The sequence below is a fragment of the Parapedobacter sp. GCM10030251 genome, from assembly GCF_042666505.1.
Taxonomy (GTDB): Bacteria; Bacteroidota; Bacteroidia; order Sphingobacteriales; family Sphingobacteriaceae; genus Parapedobacter.
Map to the genome: position 1 here is coordinate 103,712 of NZ_JBHTDN010000001.1, position 17,543 is coordinate 121,254.

The following is a 17,543-nucleotide window of genomic DNA, read 5'->3' on the forward strand; positions in this document are numbered from 1 at the left end:
CAAGCTATTTGTTAAACCCAGGGTACGGAAATCCCTTTCCGGTTTCACACAGAAATTTGAGGCTCCGGAAAAAGAGCGCCCAATCGTACGTGCACGAGGCAAATTCCTTGGTATATGCGGCCCATCCGTCGTGGCGGAAGAATAGTACGGTCCCTTTGGTGTGCGGTTCCAGCTCGAAGGTCAGCGTGGTGCCTATCCACTCTTCGGATGCTTTGAGACATCGCCATTCTACCCTGCTGTATGGGATCAATGCCACTACCTGCATTTCTTTGAAGTAGTCAGGGCCGAAAGAAAAACGCAACATGCTGTCTACTTCCGGTTTGGCCACCGTCTCCGGGGTCCACCAACCGGCTAGGCCTTCTTGCGTGGTGAGGGCAGCATAGACTTGTTCAGCCGGCGCTTCGATAAGCAACCTGTGGCAGATGCTCTTTTTGAAATCTTGATTTTCCATGATGTGAAATTTTGATAAATGAATCGTTTCATCAAAGGTATTGACAAATACGCCCCCGCTGGTAGGTGTGAAATGGACATTATGATGGGTTGATTCGGACGTCGGAATTCCCTAAGTTTGTATAAAGCATAGTATCGATGAAACACGTAACCATTTTAGTGCCCGACGTGCAAACCGCTAACAGTACGATTGCCTGTATCGTTGGTGCTTACCAGGTATTTACGGGCGCCAATGAATATCGGCAAAAACAGGGAAAAGAACCGTTGTTTACGATTGAGACGGCTGGCGTAGCCGACGAATCGACGTTCATCGGTGGACTACTGACCTTCAAGCCTCAGGTGAACATCGCCTCGTTGCAGAAGACAGACCTGATCCTCATCCCTTCCATCACACCGGCGTTTGAGCAAGCCATGCATGGCAATAGGTTATTGATCGAATGGCTGCGCCAGCAATATAAAAATGGAGCCGAGGTGGCCAGCATGTGTACCGGAGCCTTTATCTTGGCATCATCGGGACTGCTGGAAAAGCGGAGTTGTTCCATCCATTGGAATTCGGCAAATCATTTTAGGGCGTTATTTCCAAATATACAGCTGAAAACGGAAAAATTGATCACCGACGAACGGGGTATCTATACCAATGGCGGAGGCTATTCGTTTTTGAATTTGCTGTTATACTTGGTTGAAAAATACTACGACCGGGAGACGGCAATTTATTGTTCAAAGATTTTTCAGATCGAGCTCGACCGGCAAACGCAATCGGCTTTCGCCATATTCACCGGGCAAAAGACTCACGGCGATGATGTGGTGAAAAATGCCCAGCAGTATCTTGAAGATCATTTCTGTGAAAAGATATCGGTGGAAGACCTTTCGAAGCGATTTGCCGTCGGACGGAGAAACTTTGATAGGCGGTTTGTGAAAGCTACCGGCAATACGCCGCTTGAATACCTGCAACGTGTCAAAATCGAATCGGCTAAAAAGGCGTTTGAAACTACCCGTAAGACTGTTAATGAAGTAATGTATGAGGTGGGGTACTCGGATGTAAAGGCATTCCGGGAGGTGTTCCGGAAAATTACCGGTATGTCGCCGTTGGAATACCGGAATCGATACAACAAGGAAGCTGTTTAATTTGTAACAAATAATTAAAATGGTTAGCAGGAGCGAAGCCCAGATACTGGAAATAATTTTGGAAGTTGCGGCAAAGGATTCAGGGATATTGGCTGTATTGCAGGATGGATCGCGGTCTAATCCGAATGTAACGAAGGACATATTCCAGGATTATGATATAATTTACGTAGTTGAACACCTTGGACCGTTCCTTGCCAATCCTGCCTGGGTAGAGGTATTCGGCGAGCTTATGATCCTGCAAATGCCTGAGGACATGGAGCTTTATCCGCCGACACCGGAATTGGCGGGCGCTTTTTCATATTTGCTGCAGTTTACCGACGGCAACCGGATTGACCTGACCTTGGTGCCGCTGGAAAAACTGAGCCATTTTACCGGAGATAGTCTGTGCAAGGTCCTATGGGATAAAAAGGGCTTATTTACGCGCGCGCCGTTACCACCTGCCAGTGACAGGGGGTATTGGGTGCAAAAACCTTCGGCACGCTCATTCGAAGATTGCTGCAACGAATTTTGGTATACCAACGCGGGATTGGCAAAAGGCCTGTGGCGCGAGGAGTTGATATGGGTGAACGAATTGTTGAATCAGGTGATTCGCGGTGCGTTGATGCAAATGGCCGACTGGTACATCGGCTGTCAGTATGGGTTTGCGGTCAATCCGGGTAAGTTCGGGAAATATTACCAGCGATACCTGCAGCCGGAAGCCTATAGCCGGTTGCTGGCTACGTATTCGCGTGGCGATTTGACAGACACCTGGCGGGCGGTGTGGGCAACCATTGAATTATTCAGGGACTGGGCCGGCTATGTATCGGAAAAATTAGGCTACAGCTATCGCCTGGACTGGGACCGAAAGGTAACGGGATACATTGCCCACGTACAGCAGTTGCCGAAGGAGGCGGTTCGCATTTACGGCTGAGTGGCTACATGCGCTCCAGGGCGAGGGATAACGATGGTTCTGAAGGTCAGGTTGACCCTCGGCTTCACAATCTTTTTACTGGGCGGAAGCCTATGTAGCCAAAAGGTTTGCGTGGTATCTTTCATAACCAACAGGCTTCCGTGCTCCAATGTAAGCGTTACTTTCTCACCGGTTTGTTTGTGTTTAAAGGCAAATTTGCGCTCCGCGCCGAGACTTAAAGACGCAATGGCACCGTCTTTTTTCAGGTCGGCTTCGCCATCGCTATGCCAGGCCATTCCTTCGTCTCCGTTGTGATACAGGTTGAGCAGGCAGGAGTTAAAGGTTTCTCCGGTTTCTTTTTCCGTTAGTGCTTTTAACGCTAATAGATCTTCGGTCCAGGGTAATGCATATTTGGTGGTATTCGAGTAGGTGTATGCGTAGGGCTTTTCGCCATACCAAGCCACTTTTCGTTTGGTAACAATTTTCTTTCTGAAGATGACGGCTTCGTCATTCCGCCATTCAATGGTCTCCAATAGCCTATGTAGGTAAAAATCCGCTTGCTCTCGGGCAAGCAACCTGCCGAAATAATTGACGGTTCCCTGGTAAGGAAGCCAATTTTTGTGTGGATCGATCTTTTGATTAAATAAGTCCATCTTTCCAGTTTTTATAACGTTCTTTCAGACAGCGGTAACAAGGGCGAAAGTTGTTTTGCCGTGCTTCTTGTTCTGTAGCAAAGAACACTCGGTGTGCTTTCTTCATCCGTTTGCCTGACGTACAGTTTAGTAAACCATAAATTTTGAGTATTTTGTTTCCTCCGAAGCAAATCTCTTGGTTTCTGATTTTACTTCTTAACACGGCGTCCGATAGTTCTGCATGTGCGACCATTTTACCAAGGCTTAGTTTAATGCATCGTGAAAAATGATTCCCAACGTGTGGCGCTCGCCATCTTTTATTTCACTTACACCGTGTTTCATGTTCACCCGGTAATACCCTTTCGATCCCTTCTCAGGTTTAAAATTGGTTGTAAAAATTAGCATATCTCCTTTTTTAGGTGTTAATACGATTGCTTTGGATTGTGCCCTTGGGATTTGTTGCGTCAGTACAAATTCTCCACCGGTGAAATCTTTGTCCACCTCATCAAGCATGAATACCAGTTGCATGGGGAAATACACATCGCCGTACAGGTCCTGATGTAGGGTATTGAAGCCTCCCTTGCCGTATTTCAAGATCAACACGGTTGCCTCTTGCTGGTTGCTTTTGCGGCAGTTTTCCAAGAAGGCTGCATGGTTTAGGGGGAATTCGGACCCCATATTCAGTACCTTGAACCACGTATTCGCAATCGGAGCGAGATACGGATAAATATGTGTACGGAGCGTCTGGATCACCTCGGGTAGTGGATAACTGAAGTATTTGTATTCGCCTAAACCAAACCGATGCCGAGCCATGACAACTGATTTTCGATATCGATCCGATTGATCGTACAGGGCTTTCAACGCGTTGCACTGTTCATCGGTCAAGAGGCGGGAAACGATGGCGTATCCCTGTAGGTGCATCTGTTCGGTAACGTTTTGCCAATCTGTGTTTTTTATTCTTTCAATGAGGTGTTGCATGGCGGCCAGTTTAAGTTCCCGAATGGATTTTTGACCTTTCCCAGCCGATGATGGCGGCCTTTCGGGTTGCCCCCCACATGTATCCGCCGAAAGCTCCCGATGATTGGATGATCCGGTGGCAGGGGATGAGGAAGGCGACCGGGTTACTGCCGATGGCTGTGCCGACCGCGCGGGAAGCACCGGGATTGCCAACCCGGTCGGCGACACTGCTATAGGTTGACAAGCTGCCCATCGGAATTTTTAATAGGCTTTCCCATACTTTTAATTGGAAGTCTGTACCTTTTAAATGCAGCTTTATTTGGTGGAGTTCGCGCCAATCGTTCTGGAAGATGAACAGTGCGTTTTGTTGCAGCAAATCTAATTTCCGCAGAAAGGTGGCGTTTGGGAACTTGGCGGTAAGGTCGCTCAACGCCTTCGCCTCGTCTTCTTGAAAAGCCAGGTAACATATACCTTTTGGTGTGGAAGCCACGATCAGTGGACCAAAGGGGCTTTCGGCGAAACTGTAATGGATGACTAGGTTTTTTCCGCCATTCTTGTATTCCGCGGGCGTCATCCCTTCGATCTTGATAAACAGGTCGTGTAACCGGCTCGTGCTGGAAAGTCCGGTTTCATAGGCGGTGTCGAATAAAGTGGCCCGTTCTTCTTTTAACAGTCGCTTCGCATGCTCAACACTGATGTACTGTAAAAAGCGCTTCGGACTGGTTCCCGCCCATTCGGTGAATAGCCGTTGAAAATGCGATGGGCTCAAATGGATTTTTTCTGCTACGTCATCCAAGTTGGGCTGCGATTTAAAATTTTCCCTGATGTAATCGATTGCTTCCGCAATTCGATGGTAATTGATGCTAGCTTGTATGTTCATAACAATGAATTTTCTCTACTGCAAATTTCCAAAACAATTCATTGCCATAAAATCCGAAACGTGCTCTATGTATCAGGTGGTGCGGTTGGGCTTGGGAAGAGGCTTTTCTTTCAAGGGATTTCCTCCGTCTATGAACAATTTGCCGTTATCGGTTAATGCTGCGGCAATTTTTAACAGGGCTTGCTGTTCGAGCTCGGGGTGGCGTCCGTCTAACGCACCTACGCGGACGGCAATGGCCAGGTCAAATCGTTGCTGGTTTTCCGGCAATTCAAACGTTTCAATTTTTGCTTGGAGGAATCGCAAAGTGCCCTTGTTGATTTCCGGTTGCGAACTGCGGATGGCTTGTTCGATGGCTTTTGCAGATCGATCGATGGCTAATACGTGCCCGTTACCGATCCGCTTTGCGATTTCACGAGCTGCTGCGCCGGTGCCGCAACCAATTTCCAATACCCGGAGGCCATGCGTTAAGGGCAGGGCTTCCACAATTTCCAAAAGACGCTGTGAAATGATTGGTGCCATTTTGCTTCGGTTAAGAGTCGCCCCGCAAGGCCAGTGGGCTACGCCTACTGAGCGTGCATAAGGTTTCGCTTTGTCAATACATTGGCGCATCGGGATCGACACGTCCGCGATGCGGCCGGGTCTCCTTTGCCAGGTTGTACTCCCGATTGCCGGCGTTATCTGAGCCGTTTACGAGGCCTTTGTCAAAAAGCGCTTCGAGGATTTCCTTCACCTGTATTTCGTTGGCATCGACGTCGCCTAACAAGGCGAGTTTCGCAGCTACTTTCTTCGCCGTACCTTTGCCAAGGTCCGCCAAAGCGAACACCGTGCGCTCCTGCAGCGGAGCCCCTGGATCGTGCTCAGCGGGCACTTGCAGGGGGGCGGCGATCCCGTCTTCAAAATTATTCTTTTTCATGAGTTCCCGGTAATTTTCCCGTAAAACAATTCAGTGTCGGCAATGTTTGCCGGCTTCCCAAAAACGATCGAATAAAACTATCCAAAGAAAAAAGCTGATTTTCAGTAAATTATTTATACCTTTACTGCCAATTAATTTATTTTATTTATTTTTTATTCAAGATGCCATGCAAGAAGGCGTAGTAAAATTTTTCAATGAAACCAAAGGTTTCGGTTTCATCACCCCTAACGAAGGTGGACGTGACGTATTTGTTCATTCTTCGGGGTTGAAAGACCGTGTCCGGGAAAACGATGAGGTTTCTTTTGAAGTCGAACAAGGCCAGAAAGGCCTCAATGCAGTAAATGTAAAACTGATTTAATCCCATTTTTCAAATATTGTATAGAAACCATCCGGAGATTATGCCCGGATGGTTTTTTTTGCGGAGTACCGCAGCCGTGGCCGGTGTTAAAAAAGGTTAAATATACCACCGCCGCTCAGCTGCCGGTCTTCGATTCCGTATATTCGGAAACTTTTTATTTTTTTTAATATAACATTACATGTCCAAGACCAGTTTCAACAGCACCAATAAACCTTTTGCCAGCACGCTCCGCACGCGGGTAAACGATTACTTCAAAACGCGGCAGCTTTCCAATACCGGCAACCGGAAGCTGTATATTAAAAGCATACTTTTGGTATGCACCGCTTTCGGCCTGTATGCCGCTTTGCTTTCGCTATCTATGCCCATATGGCTTTCCTGCATGTTGTGTATCCTTCTCGGGGTTGCATTTGCAACAATCGGATTTAATATCATGCACGAGGGCGGGCATCAAAGTTTTTCGAAAAAGGCTTGGATTAACAACATATCGGCGTATACGCTAAACATGCTCGGCGGGACGATCTATTTCTGGAAACAGAAGCATAACATCAGCCACCATACCTACACCAACGTCGACGGTCTTGATCATGACATCGACATCAAATTCATGCGCATGCACGCTGATCAGCCGCGTCATTGGTTCCATCGGTTCCAGTTCGCGTATTGGTTTGTGCTATACGGAATCTCATACATTGCGTGGGTGCTGTTTCAGGACTTCGAGAAATATTTCTCCGGTAAGATGGGGCCGCAGGCGGAGCGAAAAGCAATGCCGCTACGCGAACACCTGATCTTTTGGGGTACCAAATTGTCTTACGCGGCGGTATACTTTGTTATTCCGATTGTTGCGGTAGGCTGGCTCCCCGCGCTTATCGGCTGGCTGATCGTGGGTGTATCCTGCGGTTTTTGCCTGGCAGTGGTTTTCCAGCTGGCCCACGTGGTGGAAGCGACGCAGTTTCCGGTTGCTGACGGAGAAAGTGGCAAAATCGAACAAGAATGGATGGTTCATCAACTCAGTACTACGGCCAATTTCGCGACGGGCAGCCGCACGGTATCGTGGTTGCTGGGCGGGCTTAACTTCCAGGTGGAACATCACCTCTTTCCCCGCATTAGCCATGTGCATTATCCGGCCATCAACAAATTGGTGAAGGCCACCTGCAAGGAGTTCGGCGTAACGTATCTGGAGCACCGCACGATGGGTCACGCGTTTGCCTCCCACCTGCGCCACATTTACCGGCTGGGCAGAGGGTGACGGCCGCCGCACGAACGGGAATGCCAACAGGTAAAAAAACAAAGATATTTGGGCGGAAACTCCGCCCGTTTTTATAATTTGCCCCACTAATGTAATCCAGAGAATATATGGAAAAGAAACGTTTTTCACATCCCCTGCGTAAAGAAGAATTTGTGACCGGCCCGTACTCGGACGCCTTGTTGGTAGACGGTTGCCTCTATGTGAGCGGGCAAGGTCCGGTGGATTTCGCCACCTCTTCCTTTGTCCTGGGAACCATCGAGGAAGAAACTCACCTGACGATCAAAAACCTACAGTACCTATTGGACCAAGGCGGTATGACGCTCGACGATGTGATCAAGTGTACCGTCCACTTGGCGGATATCAACGATTTTGACCGGTTTAATGCGGTCTATGAAACGTACTTCACGGGGATAAGACCGGTACGGACAACCGTGCAATCGGGACTCGTAAAGGGCATTAAAGTAGAAATCGACTGCATAGCGAAAAAGGGAATAGCTTAAATTGAAATCGTCGTGACAGGTGATAACGACCAACCCGAATTTTGGGAGGCTGCGTTCGCTGAAAAGCGCGAGATGTGGGGCTTTGAGCCGTCGAAATCGGCAATTGTAGCGAGGGATTTCTTTGCTCGGCAGTCGGTGAAAACGGTTCTCATCCCCGGCTTTGGCTATGGACGAAATGCGCAGATTTTCAGGGAAATCGGTATGGAAGTGACGGGGATTGAGATTTCGAAGACGGCCATTGAAATGGCAAGAAAGCATTTCGGGGCCACAATAACCCTCTACCATGGTTCGGTAACCGATATGCCATTTGATACGCATCGGTACGATGGAATATTTTGCTACGCATTGATTCATTTGCTGGGCGAGGCTGAACGCAGGAAACTGATCCAGGACTGCTACGACCAGCTGTCGGAAAATGGTTATATGGTATTTGCCGTCATCTCCAAACGGGCACCCACGTATGGACAGGGCCGGCTGATCAGTGCGGATCGCTACGAAATGTTCGGCGGCGTGCGGCTGTTCTTTTATGACCGGGAATCCATTAACGCGGAGTTTGGAACAGCTGGCCTGGTTGAGGTCACAGAAATTGAGGAGAATTACCCGTTTTTCCTGATCACCTGCAAAAAGAATAAGCCGTTATAGCCGATTTACCGGCACCACCAGTTCAACTTGGATGATTTCGCCGATCTTGTTTTTTTCCAGGTGATAGTCCTTCCGGTTCAGCTCAAACGTACCGCGGAAGACTCCTTCATCGCCTTGTTCATCAAAAGTGAAGGGAATCGTTACCTCCTTGGAAACGTCTTTGATGGTAAGCTGGCCGGTAGCTACGAATCCACCGTCGGATGGAGTGATCGTTGATGAAGCAAAACGTATCGTCGGATAGTTGTGGGCATCCAGAAAATTTTCGGCCTTCGCATGTTTGTCTTTAAGCCCAATGCCGGTATCGATGGTGTTTACGTCGACGGTAACATCGAATCGCGAATTTGCAAGGTCGGTCAGGTCAAAATCGATGGTACCTTTCAGCCCGGATAGGGTGCCGGAGGCACCTTTGGTGCTGAATTTGACGCTGTAATCATTTTCTTTTACTTGCCAGGACGTCAAATACACTGCGGTGAATGCCGAAAGGGACAGCATCACGATAAAGCCGGTTATCAGGGCGATTCGTTTCATAAAAGTGCAATTAATCGATCGCAAATATACACGTTTGCCGTTGGAATTTACGATAGTTTTCTGAAGGTGAGCGCGTCGCAAAACGCGTTAACCGTATGCCGTAATTGCATAATAATAGCTGCGAATTGCGTAAAATTTATAGCGTAATAGCAATCAAGGTTCTTGTTTGTCCAAAAAAAATGGGCTAAATTTGGCCGCTGATGGATAGGATATTATCAACGATTTCGAAAAAATATGGACGAAACTTCCTGGTGTTCGTCTTTATGTTTTTTACGTTGATCCTGTCGTGCCAGGTAAAAAGCAGTATCAAAAGTCTAGTGGGCCTTCCGGTCAATACGGAGCAAAGCGTACCCAAAGGCGCAATCCGTGTGTTTGGAAACGGTGCGGAGACCTGTGTCAACGATAAAACCGCTGATACTGAAATTTCGCGGACGACCGCTACCAGTCTTAACGACGTTTTACCCGCGGTTTTCATGGCCATGGCCTTGCTCTCCCTGATCGGCCTTACGCGCGCCAAGGAACAACCGCATCCCCGGTATGGGAACCTGAAAATTCCGGGTACATTACCTTTATTTCTCCAACACCGGAGACTCCTCATTTAATACCGAATCCTGCCCTTCGTCCTGTTGCGCAACTGCAGCGATACCTGCACATCACTGCTCCGTTCGATGGCGTCATTACCGCGCGGAACAGCTCGGTCGGTGCGCTGGCCGGCACCGGCGCAGGTGAGCCGCTGTTCAGCTTGTCCAAGGAGAATCCACTGCGGCTGACCGTATCGCTGCCCGAAAAACACGCGGCTTCGGTAACACCTGGCATGCGGGCGGCATTCTCCGTCAGGTCACAACCGGGAAAAGTTTTTGAGGCGGTGCTTTCCCGTACTTCAGGCCTGCTCGACCGGCAGGACCGCTCGCTGACGCTGGAGTTTGACGTGGACAATTCATCGGGCGAATTGCAGGGCGGTGACTATGCACGGGTAACGCTGACCTTGCAACGCAACCGTCCTTCACATTGGGTTCCGGGTAAAAGCGTGCTGAATACGCAATCGGGAACCTATGTCATGACGTTGAACGGTGACGAAATCCGGCGGATTCCCGTCCAGGAGGGTATCCGTCTGGATACCCTTACGGAGGTGTTCGGCGACCTCTCAGCTGCGGATAACGTTTTGGTGAAACCCTCGGAAGAAATCAAAACCGGAAAAATTAATTGAATATTGTATGGAATAAACGGATTGAATGAATATTATTGGAATAAATAATCAGATGATGAAAAAGCAGTTTAACGGTATGGCGATGCGTTTTGGAATTTTTATAATGGTAATTATGGCGTTAACGGCGTGTGGAAATGCCGATAAAAGCCGCACGGGGACTGCGGCGAATGCAGATTCTGCGGCAGCGGAAACGGCAGCCGTGGCCGAAGAAACCGCACCCGTAGCGGCGGAAGCGCCGGCGGATGCTGGCGTCTCGTTCAAGGACGAAAACGGAAACGTCGTTTCCGTAAATTCGTTGAAAGGCAAGGTCGTATTCATTAACTTTTGGGCAACGTGGTGCCCACCGTGTATACACGAGATGCCTTCCATCGATGCGCTGCGAAAGTCCTTTAAAGGAGAAGACAGGATTGCGTTCCTGATGGTGGATGTCGATAATAAGATCGCCCAATCTACCGCTTTTATGAAGGATAACAATTACGACTTGCCGGTTTACACGCCAGCGAGTCCCATTCCCTCCGATTACTTGGGCGGAGCAATTCCTACCACGGTTATCCTGAACAAGCGCGGCGAGATGGTGGGCCGTTTGGAAGGCGGCAGGGATTATACCGATCCGCAAATCGTAAAAGCGCTGAAGGAACTCGTCGGGAATGAGTAGTTGATTTTATTGGAAATCGTTCTTGCGAATTAATTGGGTAATCACGAATATTGTATTACTAAAATAATTAGCACAATGGAACGGCACGTGGTACATTGCGATTTGAATACGTTTTTCGTATCGGTAGAAAGACTATTGAATAATAGCCTCATGGGTAAGCCCGTGCTGATCGGTGGCAGCAGCGATCGGGGAGTGGTGGCCTCATGCAGTTACGAGGCCCGGCGGTTCGGTGTGCATAGCGCCATGCCCATGAAACGGGCACTTAGGTTGTGTCCCGAAGCCATCGTGGTGCGGGGCAATCACGATTTGTACAGCAGGTATTCCCGTGTCGTTACCGAAATCATTGAGGCGTGCACACCCGTTGTCGAAAAGGCGTCCATCGATGAACATTATTTGGATCTCACGGGCATGGATCGTTTCTTTGGCTGCTGGAAATGGGCGCAGGAACTCCGGCAGCGGATCATGAAAGAGACGGGATTGCCCATATCATTTGGTCTATCGGTTAACAAAACGGTTAGCAAGATCGCAACCGGCGAAGCGAAGCCTTGTGGCGAGCGGCACGTCCGAAGCGGCATGGAAAAGCAGTTTTTGGCACCGCTGTCGATCCGGAAAATTCCAATGGTTGGCGAAAAATGTTATGCGTTGCTTCGTAGTTTGGGTATTTATCAGATTGGCGCCGTACAGCGAATGGAAGCGAAAGCCATGCAGCGGGTATTGGGTGAAAATGGTCTGGCCATTTGGCGTAAGGCAAACGGACTGGACGATAGCCTTGTGGTACCTTTCCGTGAACAACGCTCAATGAGCAAAGAGCGTACCTTTCACCAAGATACCGCCGATAGGGACGTACTTCGGCGTGTCTTGGTGAATATCGTTGACAGCTTGGCGTTTGAGTTGCGAAAAGATAAAAAGCTAACCGGGTGCATTACGCTGAAAATCCGATATTTTAATTTTGATACGCACACCCGGCAATTACGCATCCCCTATACAAATTCAGATCGGGCAATTACTGAAAAAGTAATGGAGTTGTTTAAAAAACTCTACCGCGAGCGAGTATTCGTCCGGCTCGTTGGCGTGCGGTTTTCGAATCTTATACAAGGTGCTTATCAAGTCGATCTGTTTAATGATACATTGGAAGAATTAAACCTGATGCAGGCAATGGATCACATCCGTACCCGGTATGGAGTGCAATACATCCAGAAGGGCATTTGCCTGCCGGATGAGGGAGCCAGGCACTGAGAGGGATAATATGGATTGCTTTTTGTATTTTGCAGCAAAAAAGACACCATGTCCTATCCACTGTTTTTACCCCAAAAGGAAAAGCGTGATCTTTACGGAAAAGCGATCCTGGCAGCCGATATCGGCGGTACAAAAACCAGTTTGGGGCTATTTGAATTACGGGATGGCGTGCTTACGCTATTGCGGGAAACCACCGTTCCGTCGAAGGCGCACGCTACCTTTGAAGGAATTGTCACACAATTCCTTGAAACCAACCCAAGTGCTCCCTACATCTTATCGATCGGTGTCGCCGGACCCGTGTTGAATAACCAGGTGAAGCTGACAAATTTATCATGGGAACTCGACGGAGATCGCCTGGAACGCGAGCTGGGTATCACGCATGCGGTCTTGATCAATGACCTGGAAGCTACGGCGTACGGGCTAACGGGCCTGACCGCTGAAGACATTGCCCCAGTGTTTGACCCGGGTGAGGGGACACTAGGCAACATGGCCATCCTTGCTCCGGGCACGGGACTGGGCGAAGCGGGTTTGTTCTGGGATGGCGCCGCGTACCGGCCATTTGCTACCGAAGGCGGACACAGCGATTTCGCACCGCGTACGGAGCTGGATCTCGAGTTACAGACTTATTTAAAAGGCGTGAGCGATATCGTGAGCTGCGAACATGTGGTCTCGGGTCCGGGTATTTACCGGATTTACCGTTTCCTGCGCGATGTGAAAGGCCATAAAGAACCCGCGTGGCTGACGGAAAACTTCAAGGCCGGCAACGATCCAGCAGCCGTAATCAGCCATGCGGCCATGCGTGAACTGGACGCCACTTGTATGAAGACCATGGAATTGTTCGTCGCTTATATGGCCCGGGAAGCCACCAGTTTAGTGCTTAAACACAAAGCCACGGGCGGACTGCTATTAGGCGGCGGCATACCGCCTCGGATTTATCCGTTGCTGCGCGAGGAATTGTTCCGGCGACAGTTTATCCAGAATTCCCAGATGACGGACCTGCTGGAGGAAGTATCCATCCGGGTAATATTGAATAGCAAGGCCGCCCTGATCGGGGCTGCTTACTTTGGCGCTTTTGGAGGTGATTTTTAAGGAATCATGGATGATATTCGCCGCTTTGTTTTATATTTGTCCCGACAAAAGGAAATGGTGTTCTTCCTTACCCAACCGCTCCGTAAGGGATGCTGATGACGCCTGGTTAAGTGAATAGGAAAGACGTTTAATCAGGATCGTATGCAAAAACGAAATCGGAAGGGATCACGTGCCCGCAGCACCAAAATCGGCGTCAAATTTTTTTTCAGGAAGCATCCCGCTATTCCATATATCGGCAAATGGCTGGCCATCAGTTCGGTATTGGGTTTGTGCGTAGGCAGCGTATCGGCAGGCTTTCTTTTTTCGCTTGAATGGGCCACTTCCGTCAGGGAAAACCATCTGTGGCTGATTGCATTTCTTCCAGTTTCGGGCCTCGCAATCGGGTTGCTCTATCAGTATTTCGGCAAAGACGTCGAAGCCGGAAATAACCTGCTTATCGAAACCATCCACAGGCCGGGAAACACCATTCCATTCAAGATGGCTCCTTTTGTGTATGTCGGTACGATTGCAACCCATCTGTTCGGTGGGTCGGCAGGTCGGGAGGGAACTGCCCTGCAAATGGCTGGCGCAATAGCCGATCAATTCAGCAAGCCGTTTCGACTGAGTCCGGCGGATAGGAAGGTGTTGATTATATCGGCTGTGGCGGCAGGGTTCGGTTCCGTGTTCGGTACCCCTTTGGCTGGGGCAGTTTTCGGCTTGGAAGTCTTTTTGATAGGCCGCATTAAATACGATGCGATTTTTCCCGCTTTTGCATCGGCCATTCTCGCCGATGCGGTGACCCGGATGTGGAAGGCGCCACATACACACTACGCTATAGGAGCCATTCCCGACATGGGTGGGCTGCATGTCGTCTATGCGATCGCGGCGGGTATCGTATTCGGACTGTGTGCCGCACTGTTCAGCAGGGCCATGCGCACGGTAGGGTCGGTGTTTAAAGCAAAGATTCCATTCCTGCCATTGCGTTCGTTCGTTGGAGGAGGGGTGGTGGCCGTTGCTGTTCTGTTAATCGGCACGACCAAATACATCGGGTTGGGGATTCCGACCCTTGTTGCATCGTTCGACCAACAACTGCCTGCGTATGATTTTGCGGTAAAAATGGTTTTTACCATTGTCACGTTAGCCGCTGGTTTCAAGGGTGGGGAGGTGACCCCCTTGTTTTTCATCGGTGCAGCGCTGGGAAACACCCTGGCTCTTTTTATTCCCCTCCCCATGGGACTGCTGGCCGGCATGGGATTCGTTGCCGTGTTCGCCGGTGCAACCAATACGCCTCTCGCTTGCATGCTCATGGGAATGGAGTTGTTCGGTGCCCAATGCGGTATCTATGTGGCCATCGCCTGTATTGTATCGTATTTGTTGTCCGGACCTTACGGTATTTATCTCAAACAGCGGGTCGGGGAACCCAAGAACAACAGGTTTAACGCCTACATCGGCAAGCAATTGGGCGACCTCTAGCCTGCCGATGTCAATCGGGTATCGGACCTCCGGCCGTTATTTGCCGATTAAGGGTAAGTATTTTCGCCAGTTATCGATGATAATCCATATGAGGATAGCCCATATAACCAATACGACGGGTAACCCTTCCGGTGCGACAAGAATATGCGTAAGTAATACGCCAACCATCACCGGGAAGACGATCAGCGCTCCCAAAGCCCGGGTTTTGGGAAAGATAATGAGTAAGCCCCCGATAATTTCTGCTAGGCCGATGAGTGGCAACAGCCATCCGATTTCCATGAACGCGGCGTTGTCTTTGACGACCTCTTCCGGTAAACCTTCGGGTATAGGCATGTAATGGAAGTGTTTGTCGAGGCCGCTGTTTAGTAACAGTAAGCCGAAGATTGCAGAGAAAACCGTTAAAATTTTGCTTTTCATAATGTGTTTTTTGTTGAATTACCATGCGAATATAACATCGTTACGCAATAGTTAAATCCCTGAAACGCGACAATTTCGGGGGGCATTTATGCCAAGATCCAACAGCCGGGGTAGGTGGCAGCGTGGCTGGAGAGTTTCCGGACGAGGCATACCGATAATGTAACATAAAATTTATTGCATATTACACGCAATTGTATTAGGTTAGCGGCCCATGCGAAATCGGTTAATCGGAGGATGCTGCCAGGCTCTTTTTATTGCGTTCTGCGGCTACATTATAGGTTGTTCGGGTGCTGAGGAAAAAGACGAAGACCCCAGACGCCCTTCTTTTGCGCCCATCGTAGGTATCGACTTTTATGAGGCACGTCGATCATTCGACAATGGGCTGGCTTATGATTCGATCGGCTTTGTGCAAGAGGCGGAGTGGCACGTGAAGTTTACCCGCGAAGATGCGGTACAAATCTATGTGCCGGGCAGCGATTCGTCCTTTAATTTTCAGATTACCCACGATCACGATTCGTTCTTCCATTTTGCAAGGGAAAGTTGGAAAGTGATCGATCTGCATCCGGATAGTATGATGCTTCAACGGCTGAGCCTCGATGGATTGAAAGTGAATAAAATCCGCTCAAATGTCTATATGCGGTTCTATTCAAAGGATTATCTCAAGCAACTGGATATCCCGTTGGCGGAATTACGGAAGCCAAGAAAACGCGATAGCGCTTTTGTAAAGGAGATGGTGGCCCGCGCGAACCGTAATCTGGAAAACGTGGATAGTTCGTTTTCTTCCAAAAATTATCCGAAGCTGATCAGCAAAAGTCCGATCCTGGAAATTAAGCGCCGGCAATACGACAGTCTCGAATTGATCAGTCAGTCATCAGCTTATGCGTACCTGTATCCGGAGTACGATATCGTCATTGACAAAGCCTATAAAGACTTTTATTATACGTTTTCGGTATTGGTTGGGCCCGATGGGAGGCTGCGGCTGGGTAAGTTTTTCGTGATGCCGGAATTCGAAGAATCGCGGCGGAGAGTGCTGTCGGGCATTATCAGCGTTTACCTCCAAAACCTGCTGGAAATCACGCCGGCCACGACGTTAGGGCTTCCTCACAACAGTGTAGTCTATCTCCGGGTGAAGGGCCGCGCACAGCAACCCTAAGCTAGTGGTTGCGGAATTTCTGGTTCGCAAAAAATGAGAAGCAGTTTTCTGATTTCGGGAGGATTTGTTAATTTAGGGATCAAATTGATAGGGAAAGATGTTTGATAAATTGTTTGAGGCACGTCAGAAGGCCGAGGAAATCAAAAAAAGACTGGACCACATTACGGTCACGGGCGAGGCAGAAGGAGGGCTTATCAAGGTAACGGCAACTGCTAATAAAGAAGTGACGGGAGTACATATCGATCCCGTTTTTTTATCGAATGCAGATAAAGAGGAATTGGAGGAACTTCTCGCCGTGGCTGTAAATAACGCCCTGAAGCAAGCAGAGCAAATCAGCCAGGCTGAAATGCAGGGTGCGGCAAAAGATATGCTGGGTGGCTTGGGCGGTTTATTTGGCCAATGATAACAACCATTAGGGATTAATAATTTACAAATGAAACTGCCGCGTCTGTACCATTGGAAAATGGCGATGAAATGCAGTTTCTTCAACGTACCAAAATAAAATTATTTGCTGATGAAAGCGATCTTTTACGGTCATTCGAGCGTGATGCTCGAGCTGGAAGGCGCAACGGTGCTGTTCGACCCCTTTATCAGTCCGAACCCCCAAGCTGCTCATATCGATATCAATCGGCTGAAGCCAGATTACATTGTATTAAGCCATGCACACGACGATCACGTGGCGGACGTAGCGGTGATTCAGAAAAACAGCCAGGCGAAAGTGATGGCGATCGTGGAAACCGCCATGTGGGTCAATCGGCAGGATATTCCAGAATCACAGATCATTCCGTTTAACTTTGGAGGCACGGTGCAAACCAATTTCGGCACTATCAAAATGGTATATGCCTTGCATACCAACGGGACCCCAGATGGACAATATGGGGGTGTTCCGGCCGGTTACATAGTGAAAAGTGGGGGTAAAACCATTTATTTCGCCGGGGACACCGCTTTGACAACCGAAATGAAGTTGTTGGAGCAGTTGGGCCTCGATTGGGCTTTTTTGCCAATCGGTGGGCATTTTACCATGGACGTTGATGACGCGATTACCGCCTGTCGGTTTATCAATTGTACGCGCGTTGTGGGGATTCATTACGATACGTTCCCCCCGATTACCATCGATAAGAACGCGGCTAAGAAGAAATTTGCAGACGCCGGACTTGATCTTCACCTACTCGGTATCGGGGAGGCTTTAATCCTGTAAAGGCCGGCGCCCGCAT

Annotated in this window: 24 protein-coding genes and 1 riboswitch; of the genes, 15 read left to right on the forward strand and 9 right to left on the reverse strand. The window is 49.1% G+C overall.

Going from position 1 to position 17,543, the window contains the following annotated elements; all coding sequences use genetic code 11:
- Positions 1-4: 4 nt before the first annotated feature.
- Positions 5-451 carry an SRPBCC domain-containing protein gene (locus ACFQRK_RS00510; protein ID WP_379002558.1) on the reverse strand — a complete coding sequence of 149 codons (447 nt, stop codon included), beginning with the start codon at positions 449-451 and terminating at the stop codon, positions 5-7.
- 137 nt (positions 452-588) lie between these two features.
- Here ACFQRK_RS00510 and ACFQRK_RS00515 point away from each other — a divergent pair, with 137 nt between their 5' ends.
- Together ACFQRK_RS00515 and ACFQRK_RS00520 are read left to right on the forward strand one after the other, a co-directional pair.
- Positions 589-1,575: a GlxA family transcriptional regulator gene (locus tag ACFQRK_RS00515; protein ID WP_379002560.1), complete on the forward strand. Its 987-nt coding sequence runs from the start codon at positions 589-591 to the stop codon at positions 1,573-1,575.
- Between the two features lie 19 nt (positions 1,576-1,594).
- Complete coding sequence (locus ACFQRK_RS00520; protein WP_379002562.1) at positions 1,595-2,485, forward strand: aminoglycoside 6-adenylyltransferase; 891 nt, start codon at positions 1,595-1,597, stop codon at positions 2,483-2,485.
- Here the strand turns inward: ACFQRK_RS00520 and ACFQRK_RS00525 are convergent.
- The 6 genes from ACFQRK_RS00525 to ACFQRK_RS00550 all read right to left on the reverse strand — a co-directional run bounded on the left by ACFQRK_RS00525 (position 2,476) and on the right by ACFQRK_RS00550 (position 5,846).
- The gene (locus ACFQRK_RS00525) at positions 2,476-3,117 is read right to left on the reverse strand and encodes an alpha-ketoglutarate-dependent dioxygenase AlkB family protein (protein WP_379002564.1); all 642 of its coding nucleotides are present in this window, start codon (positions 3,115-3,117) and stop codon (positions 2,476-2,478) included. The two genes, ACFQRK_RS00520 and ACFQRK_RS00525, sit on opposite strands and share 10 nt — an antisense overlap.
- Positions 3,104-3,349 (reverse strand): Ada metal-binding domain-containing protein, encoded by a 246-nt coding sequence (locus tag ACFQRK_RS00530; RefSeq protein WP_379002567.1) that lies wholly within the window; start codon positions 3,347-3,349, stop codon positions 3,104-3,106. The genes ACFQRK_RS00525 and ACFQRK_RS00530 overlap by 14 nt, the downstream gene beginning before the upstream one ends.
- A gap of 11 nt (positions 3,350-3,360) precedes the next feature.
- Positions 3,361-4,074, reverse strand: coding sequence for a 2OG-Fe(II) oxygenase (locus ACFQRK_RS00535; protein ID WP_379002569.1), 714 nt, complete (start codon positions 4,072-4,074; stop codon positions 3,361-3,363).
- Between the two features lie 10 nt (positions 4,075-4,084).
- The gene (locus ACFQRK_RS00540) at positions 4,085-4,933 is read right to left on the reverse strand and encodes a methylated-DNA--[protein]-cysteine S-methyltransferase (RefSeq protein ID WP_379002571.1); all 849 of its coding nucleotides are present in this window, start codon (positions 4,931-4,933) and stop codon (positions 4,085-4,087) included.
- A 72-nt stretch (positions 4,934-5,005) separates the two neighbouring features.
- Complete coding sequence (locus ACFQRK_RS00545; protein ID WP_379002573.1) at positions 5,006-5,452, reverse strand: class I SAM-dependent methyltransferase; 447 nt, start codon at positions 5,450-5,452, stop codon at positions 5,006-5,008.
- Between the two features lie 73 nt (positions 5,453-5,525).
- On the reverse strand, positions 5,526-5,846 hold the full coding sequence (locus ACFQRK_RS00550) for a hypothetical protein (protein ID WP_379002574.1): 321 nt from the start codon (positions 5,844-5,846) through the stop codon (positions 5,526-5,528).
- A 166-nt stretch (positions 5,847-6,012) separates the two neighbouring features.
- On the opposite strand from ACFQRK_RS00550, the gene ACFQRK_RS00555 reads away from it, so the two are divergent.
- From ACFQRK_RS00555 to ACFQRK_RS00570, 4 genes are all read left to right on the forward strand, one after another.
- Positions 6,013-6,204 carry a cold-shock protein gene (locus ACFQRK_RS00555; RefSeq protein ID WP_379002576.1) on the forward strand — a complete coding sequence of 64 codons (192 nt, stop codon included), beginning with the start codon at positions 6,013-6,015 and terminating at the stop codon, positions 6,202-6,204.
- 178 nt (positions 6,205-6,382) lie between these two features.
- Positions 6,383-7,450 (forward strand): fatty acid desaturase family protein, encoded by a 1,068-nt coding sequence (locus ACFQRK_RS00560; protein WP_379002578.1) that lies wholly within the window; start codon positions 6,383-6,385, stop codon positions 7,448-7,450.
- A gap of 107 nt (positions 7,451-7,557) precedes the next feature.
- Entirely contained in the window at positions 7,558-7,950 is a 393-nt protein-coding gene (locus ACFQRK_RS00565; protein ID WP_379002580.1) for a RidA family protein, read from the forward strand.
- Positions 7,951-7,962: 12 nt separating this feature from the next.
- Complete coding sequence (locus ACFQRK_RS00570) at positions 7,963-8,592, forward strand: class I SAM-dependent methyltransferase (protein WP_379002581.1); 630 nt, start codon at positions 7,963-7,965, stop codon at positions 8,590-8,592.
- On the opposite strand, the gene ACFQRK_RS00575 is transcribed toward ACFQRK_RS00570, so the two are convergent.
- Positions 8,587-9,120, reverse strand: a complete 534-nt coding sequence (locus ACFQRK_RS00575; RefSeq protein WP_379002582.1) for a YceI family protein — start codon at positions 9,118-9,120, stop codon at positions 8,587-8,589. The genes ACFQRK_RS00570 and ACFQRK_RS00575 overlap by 6 nt on opposite strands.
- 200 nt (positions 9,121-9,320) lie before the next feature.
- On the opposite strand from ACFQRK_RS00575, the gene ACFQRK_RS00580 reads away from it, so the two are divergent.
- From ACFQRK_RS00580 to ACFQRK_RS00605, 6 genes are all read left to right on the forward strand, one after another.
- Complete coding sequence (locus ACFQRK_RS00580; RefSeq protein ID WP_379002584.1) at positions 9,321-9,722, forward strand: hypothetical protein; 402 nt, start codon at positions 9,321-9,323, stop codon at positions 9,720-9,722.
- 32 nt (positions 9,723-9,754) lie between these two features.
- A complete protein-coding gene (locus ACFQRK_RS00585) occupies positions 9,755-10,327 on the forward strand; it encodes an efflux RND transporter periplasmic adaptor subunit (RefSeq protein WP_379004631.1) in 573 nt (190 codons plus the stop codon).
- 25 nt (positions 10,328-10,352) lie between these two features.
- Positions 10,353-10,982: a TlpA family protein disulfide reductase gene (locus tag ACFQRK_RS00590; RefSeq protein WP_379002587.1), complete on the forward strand. Its 630-nt coding sequence runs from the start codon at positions 10,353-10,355 to the stop codon at positions 10,980-10,982.
- 75 nt (positions 10,983-11,057) lie between these two features.
- Positions 11,058-12,218, forward strand: a complete 1,161-nt coding sequence (gene dinB / locus ACFQRK_RS00595; RefSeq protein WP_379002588.1) for a DNA polymerase IV — start codon at positions 11,058-11,060, stop codon at positions 12,216-12,218.
- A gap of 48 nt (positions 12,219-12,266) precedes the next feature.
- Positions 12,267-13,307, forward strand: a complete 1,041-nt coding sequence (gene glk / locus ACFQRK_RS00600; RefSeq protein WP_379002590.1) for a glucokinase — start codon at positions 12,267-12,269, stop codon at positions 13,305-13,307.
- 41 nt (positions 13,308-13,348) lie between these two features.
- A riboswitch (Fluoride riboswitch) is annotated at positions 13,349-13,419 on the forward strand.
- Between the two features lie 29 nt (positions 13,420-13,448).
- Positions 13,449-14,759, forward strand: a complete 1,311-nt coding sequence (locus ACFQRK_RS00605; RefSeq protein WP_379002592.1) for a voltage-gated chloride channel family protein — start codon at positions 13,449-13,451, stop codon at positions 14,757-14,759.
- A gap of 36 nt (positions 14,760-14,795) precedes the next feature.
- Here the strand turns inward: ACFQRK_RS00605 and ACFQRK_RS00610 are convergent, their stop codons facing one another.
- A complete protein-coding gene (locus tag ACFQRK_RS00610) occupies positions 14,796-15,176 on the reverse strand; it encodes a DoxX family membrane protein (RefSeq protein ID WP_379002594.1) in 381 nt (126 codons plus the stop codon).
- Positions 15,177-15,387: 211 nt separating this feature from the next.
- Between ACFQRK_RS00610 and ACFQRK_RS00615 the strand changes: the two genes are divergently transcribed.
- The 3 genes from ACFQRK_RS00615 to ACFQRK_RS00625 all read left to right on the forward strand — a co-directional run bounded on the left by ACFQRK_RS00615 (position 15,388) and on the right by ACFQRK_RS00625 (position 17,527).
- Positions 15,388-16,329, forward strand: coding sequence for a hypothetical protein (locus ACFQRK_RS00615; protein WP_379002595.1), 942 nt, complete (start codon positions 15,388-15,390; stop codon positions 16,327-16,329).
- 97 nt (positions 16,330-16,426) lie between these two features.
- Positions 16,427-16,732 (forward strand): YbaB/EbfC family nucleoid-associated protein, encoded by a 306-nt coding sequence (locus ACFQRK_RS00620; protein WP_379002597.1) that lies wholly within the window; start codon positions 16,427-16,429, stop codon positions 16,730-16,732.
- Between the two features lie 111 nt (positions 16,733-16,843).
- On the forward strand, positions 16,844-17,527 hold the full coding sequence (locus ACFQRK_RS00625; RefSeq protein ID WP_379002598.1) for a metal-dependent hydrolase: 684 nt from the start codon (positions 16,844-16,846) through the stop codon (positions 17,525-17,527).
- The last annotated feature ends 16 nt before the right edge of the window (positions 17,528-17,543 follow it).

Excerpts from the sequence above, each read along its gene's own strand:
- ACFQRK_RS00510 (WP_379002558.1), bottom strand. The coding sequence starts at position 451 with ATGGAAAATCAAGATTTCAAAAAGAGCATCTGCCACAGGTTGCTTATC.
- ACFQRK_RS00515 (WP_379002560.1), top strand. The coding sequence starts at position 589 with ATGAAACACGTAACCATTTTAGTGCCCGACGTGCAAACCGCTAACAGT.
- ACFQRK_RS00520 (WP_379002562.1), top strand. The coding sequence starts at position 1,595 with ATGGTTAGCAGGAGCGAAGCCCAGATACTGGAAATAATTTTGGAAGTT.
- ACFQRK_RS00525 (WP_379002564.1), bottom strand. The coding sequence starts at position 3,117 with ATGGACTTATTTAATCAAAAGATCGATCCACACAAAAATTGGCTTCCT.
- ACFQRK_RS00530 (WP_379002567.1), bottom strand. The coding sequence starts at position 3,349 with ATGGTCGCACATGCAGAACTATCGGACGCCGTGTTAAGAAGTAAAATC.
- ACFQRK_RS00535 (WP_379002569.1), bottom strand. The coding sequence starts at position 4,074 with ATGCAACACCTCATTGAAAGAATAAAAAACACAGATTGGCAAAACGTT.
- ACFQRK_RS00540 (WP_379002571.1), bottom strand. The coding sequence starts at position 4,933 with ATGAACATACAAGCTAGCATCAATTACCATCGAATTGCGGAAGCAATC.
- ACFQRK_RS00545 (WP_379002573.1), bottom strand. The coding sequence starts at position 5,452 with ATGGCACCAATCATTTCACAGCGTCTTTTGGAAATTGTGGAAGCCCTG.
- ACFQRK_RS00550 (WP_379002574.1), bottom strand. The coding sequence starts at position 5,846 with ATGAAAAAGAATAATTTTGAAGACGGGATCGCCGCCCCCCTGCAAGTG.
- ACFQRK_RS00555 (WP_379002576.1), top strand. The coding sequence starts at position 6,013 with ATGCAAGAAGGCGTAGTAAAATTTTTCAATGAAACCAAAGGTTTCGGT.
- ACFQRK_RS00560 (WP_379002578.1), top strand. The coding sequence starts at position 6,383 with ATGTCCAAGACCAGTTTCAACAGCACCAATAAACCTTTTGCCAGCACG.
- ACFQRK_RS00565 (WP_379002580.1), top strand. The coding sequence starts at position 7,558 with ATGGAAAAGAAACGTTTTTCACATCCCCTGCGTAAAGAAGAATTTGTG.
- ACFQRK_RS00575 (WP_379002582.1), bottom strand. The coding sequence starts at position 9,120 with ATGAAACGAATCGCCCTGATAACCGGCTTTATCGTGATGCTGTCCCTT.
- ACFQRK_RS00580 (WP_379002584.1), top strand. The coding sequence starts at position 9,321 with ATGGATAGGATATTATCAACGATTTCGAAAAAATATGGACGAAACTTC.
- ACFQRK_RS00590 (WP_379002587.1), top strand. The coding sequence starts at position 10,353 with ATGAATATTATTGGAATAAATAATCAGATGATGAAAAAGCAGTTTAAC.
- dinB (WP_379002588.1), top strand. The coding sequence starts at position 11,058 with ATGGAACGGCACGTGGTACATTGCGATTTGAATACGTTTTTCGTATCG.
- glk (WP_379002590.1), top strand. The coding sequence starts at position 12,267 with ATGTCCTATCCACTGTTTTTACCCCAAAAGGAAAAGCGTGATCTTTAC.
- ACFQRK_RS00605 (WP_379002592.1), top strand. The coding sequence starts at position 13,449 with ATGCAAAAACGAAATCGGAAGGGATCACGTGCCCGCAGCACCAAAATC.
- ACFQRK_RS00610 (WP_379002594.1), bottom strand. The coding sequence starts at position 15,176 with ATGAAAAGCAAAATTTTAACGGTTTTCTCTGCAATCTTCGGCTTACTG.
- ACFQRK_RS00615 (WP_379002595.1), top strand. The coding sequence starts at position 15,388 with ATGCGAAATCGGTTAATCGGAGGATGCTGCCAGGCTCTTTTTATTGCG.
- ACFQRK_RS00620 (WP_379002597.1), top strand. The coding sequence starts at position 16,427 with ATGTTTGATAAATTGTTTGAGGCACGTCAGAAGGCCGAGGAAATCAAA.
- ACFQRK_RS00625 (WP_379002598.1), top strand. The coding sequence starts at position 16,844 with ATGAAAGCGATCTTTTACGGTCATTCGAGCGTGATGCTCGAGCTGGAA.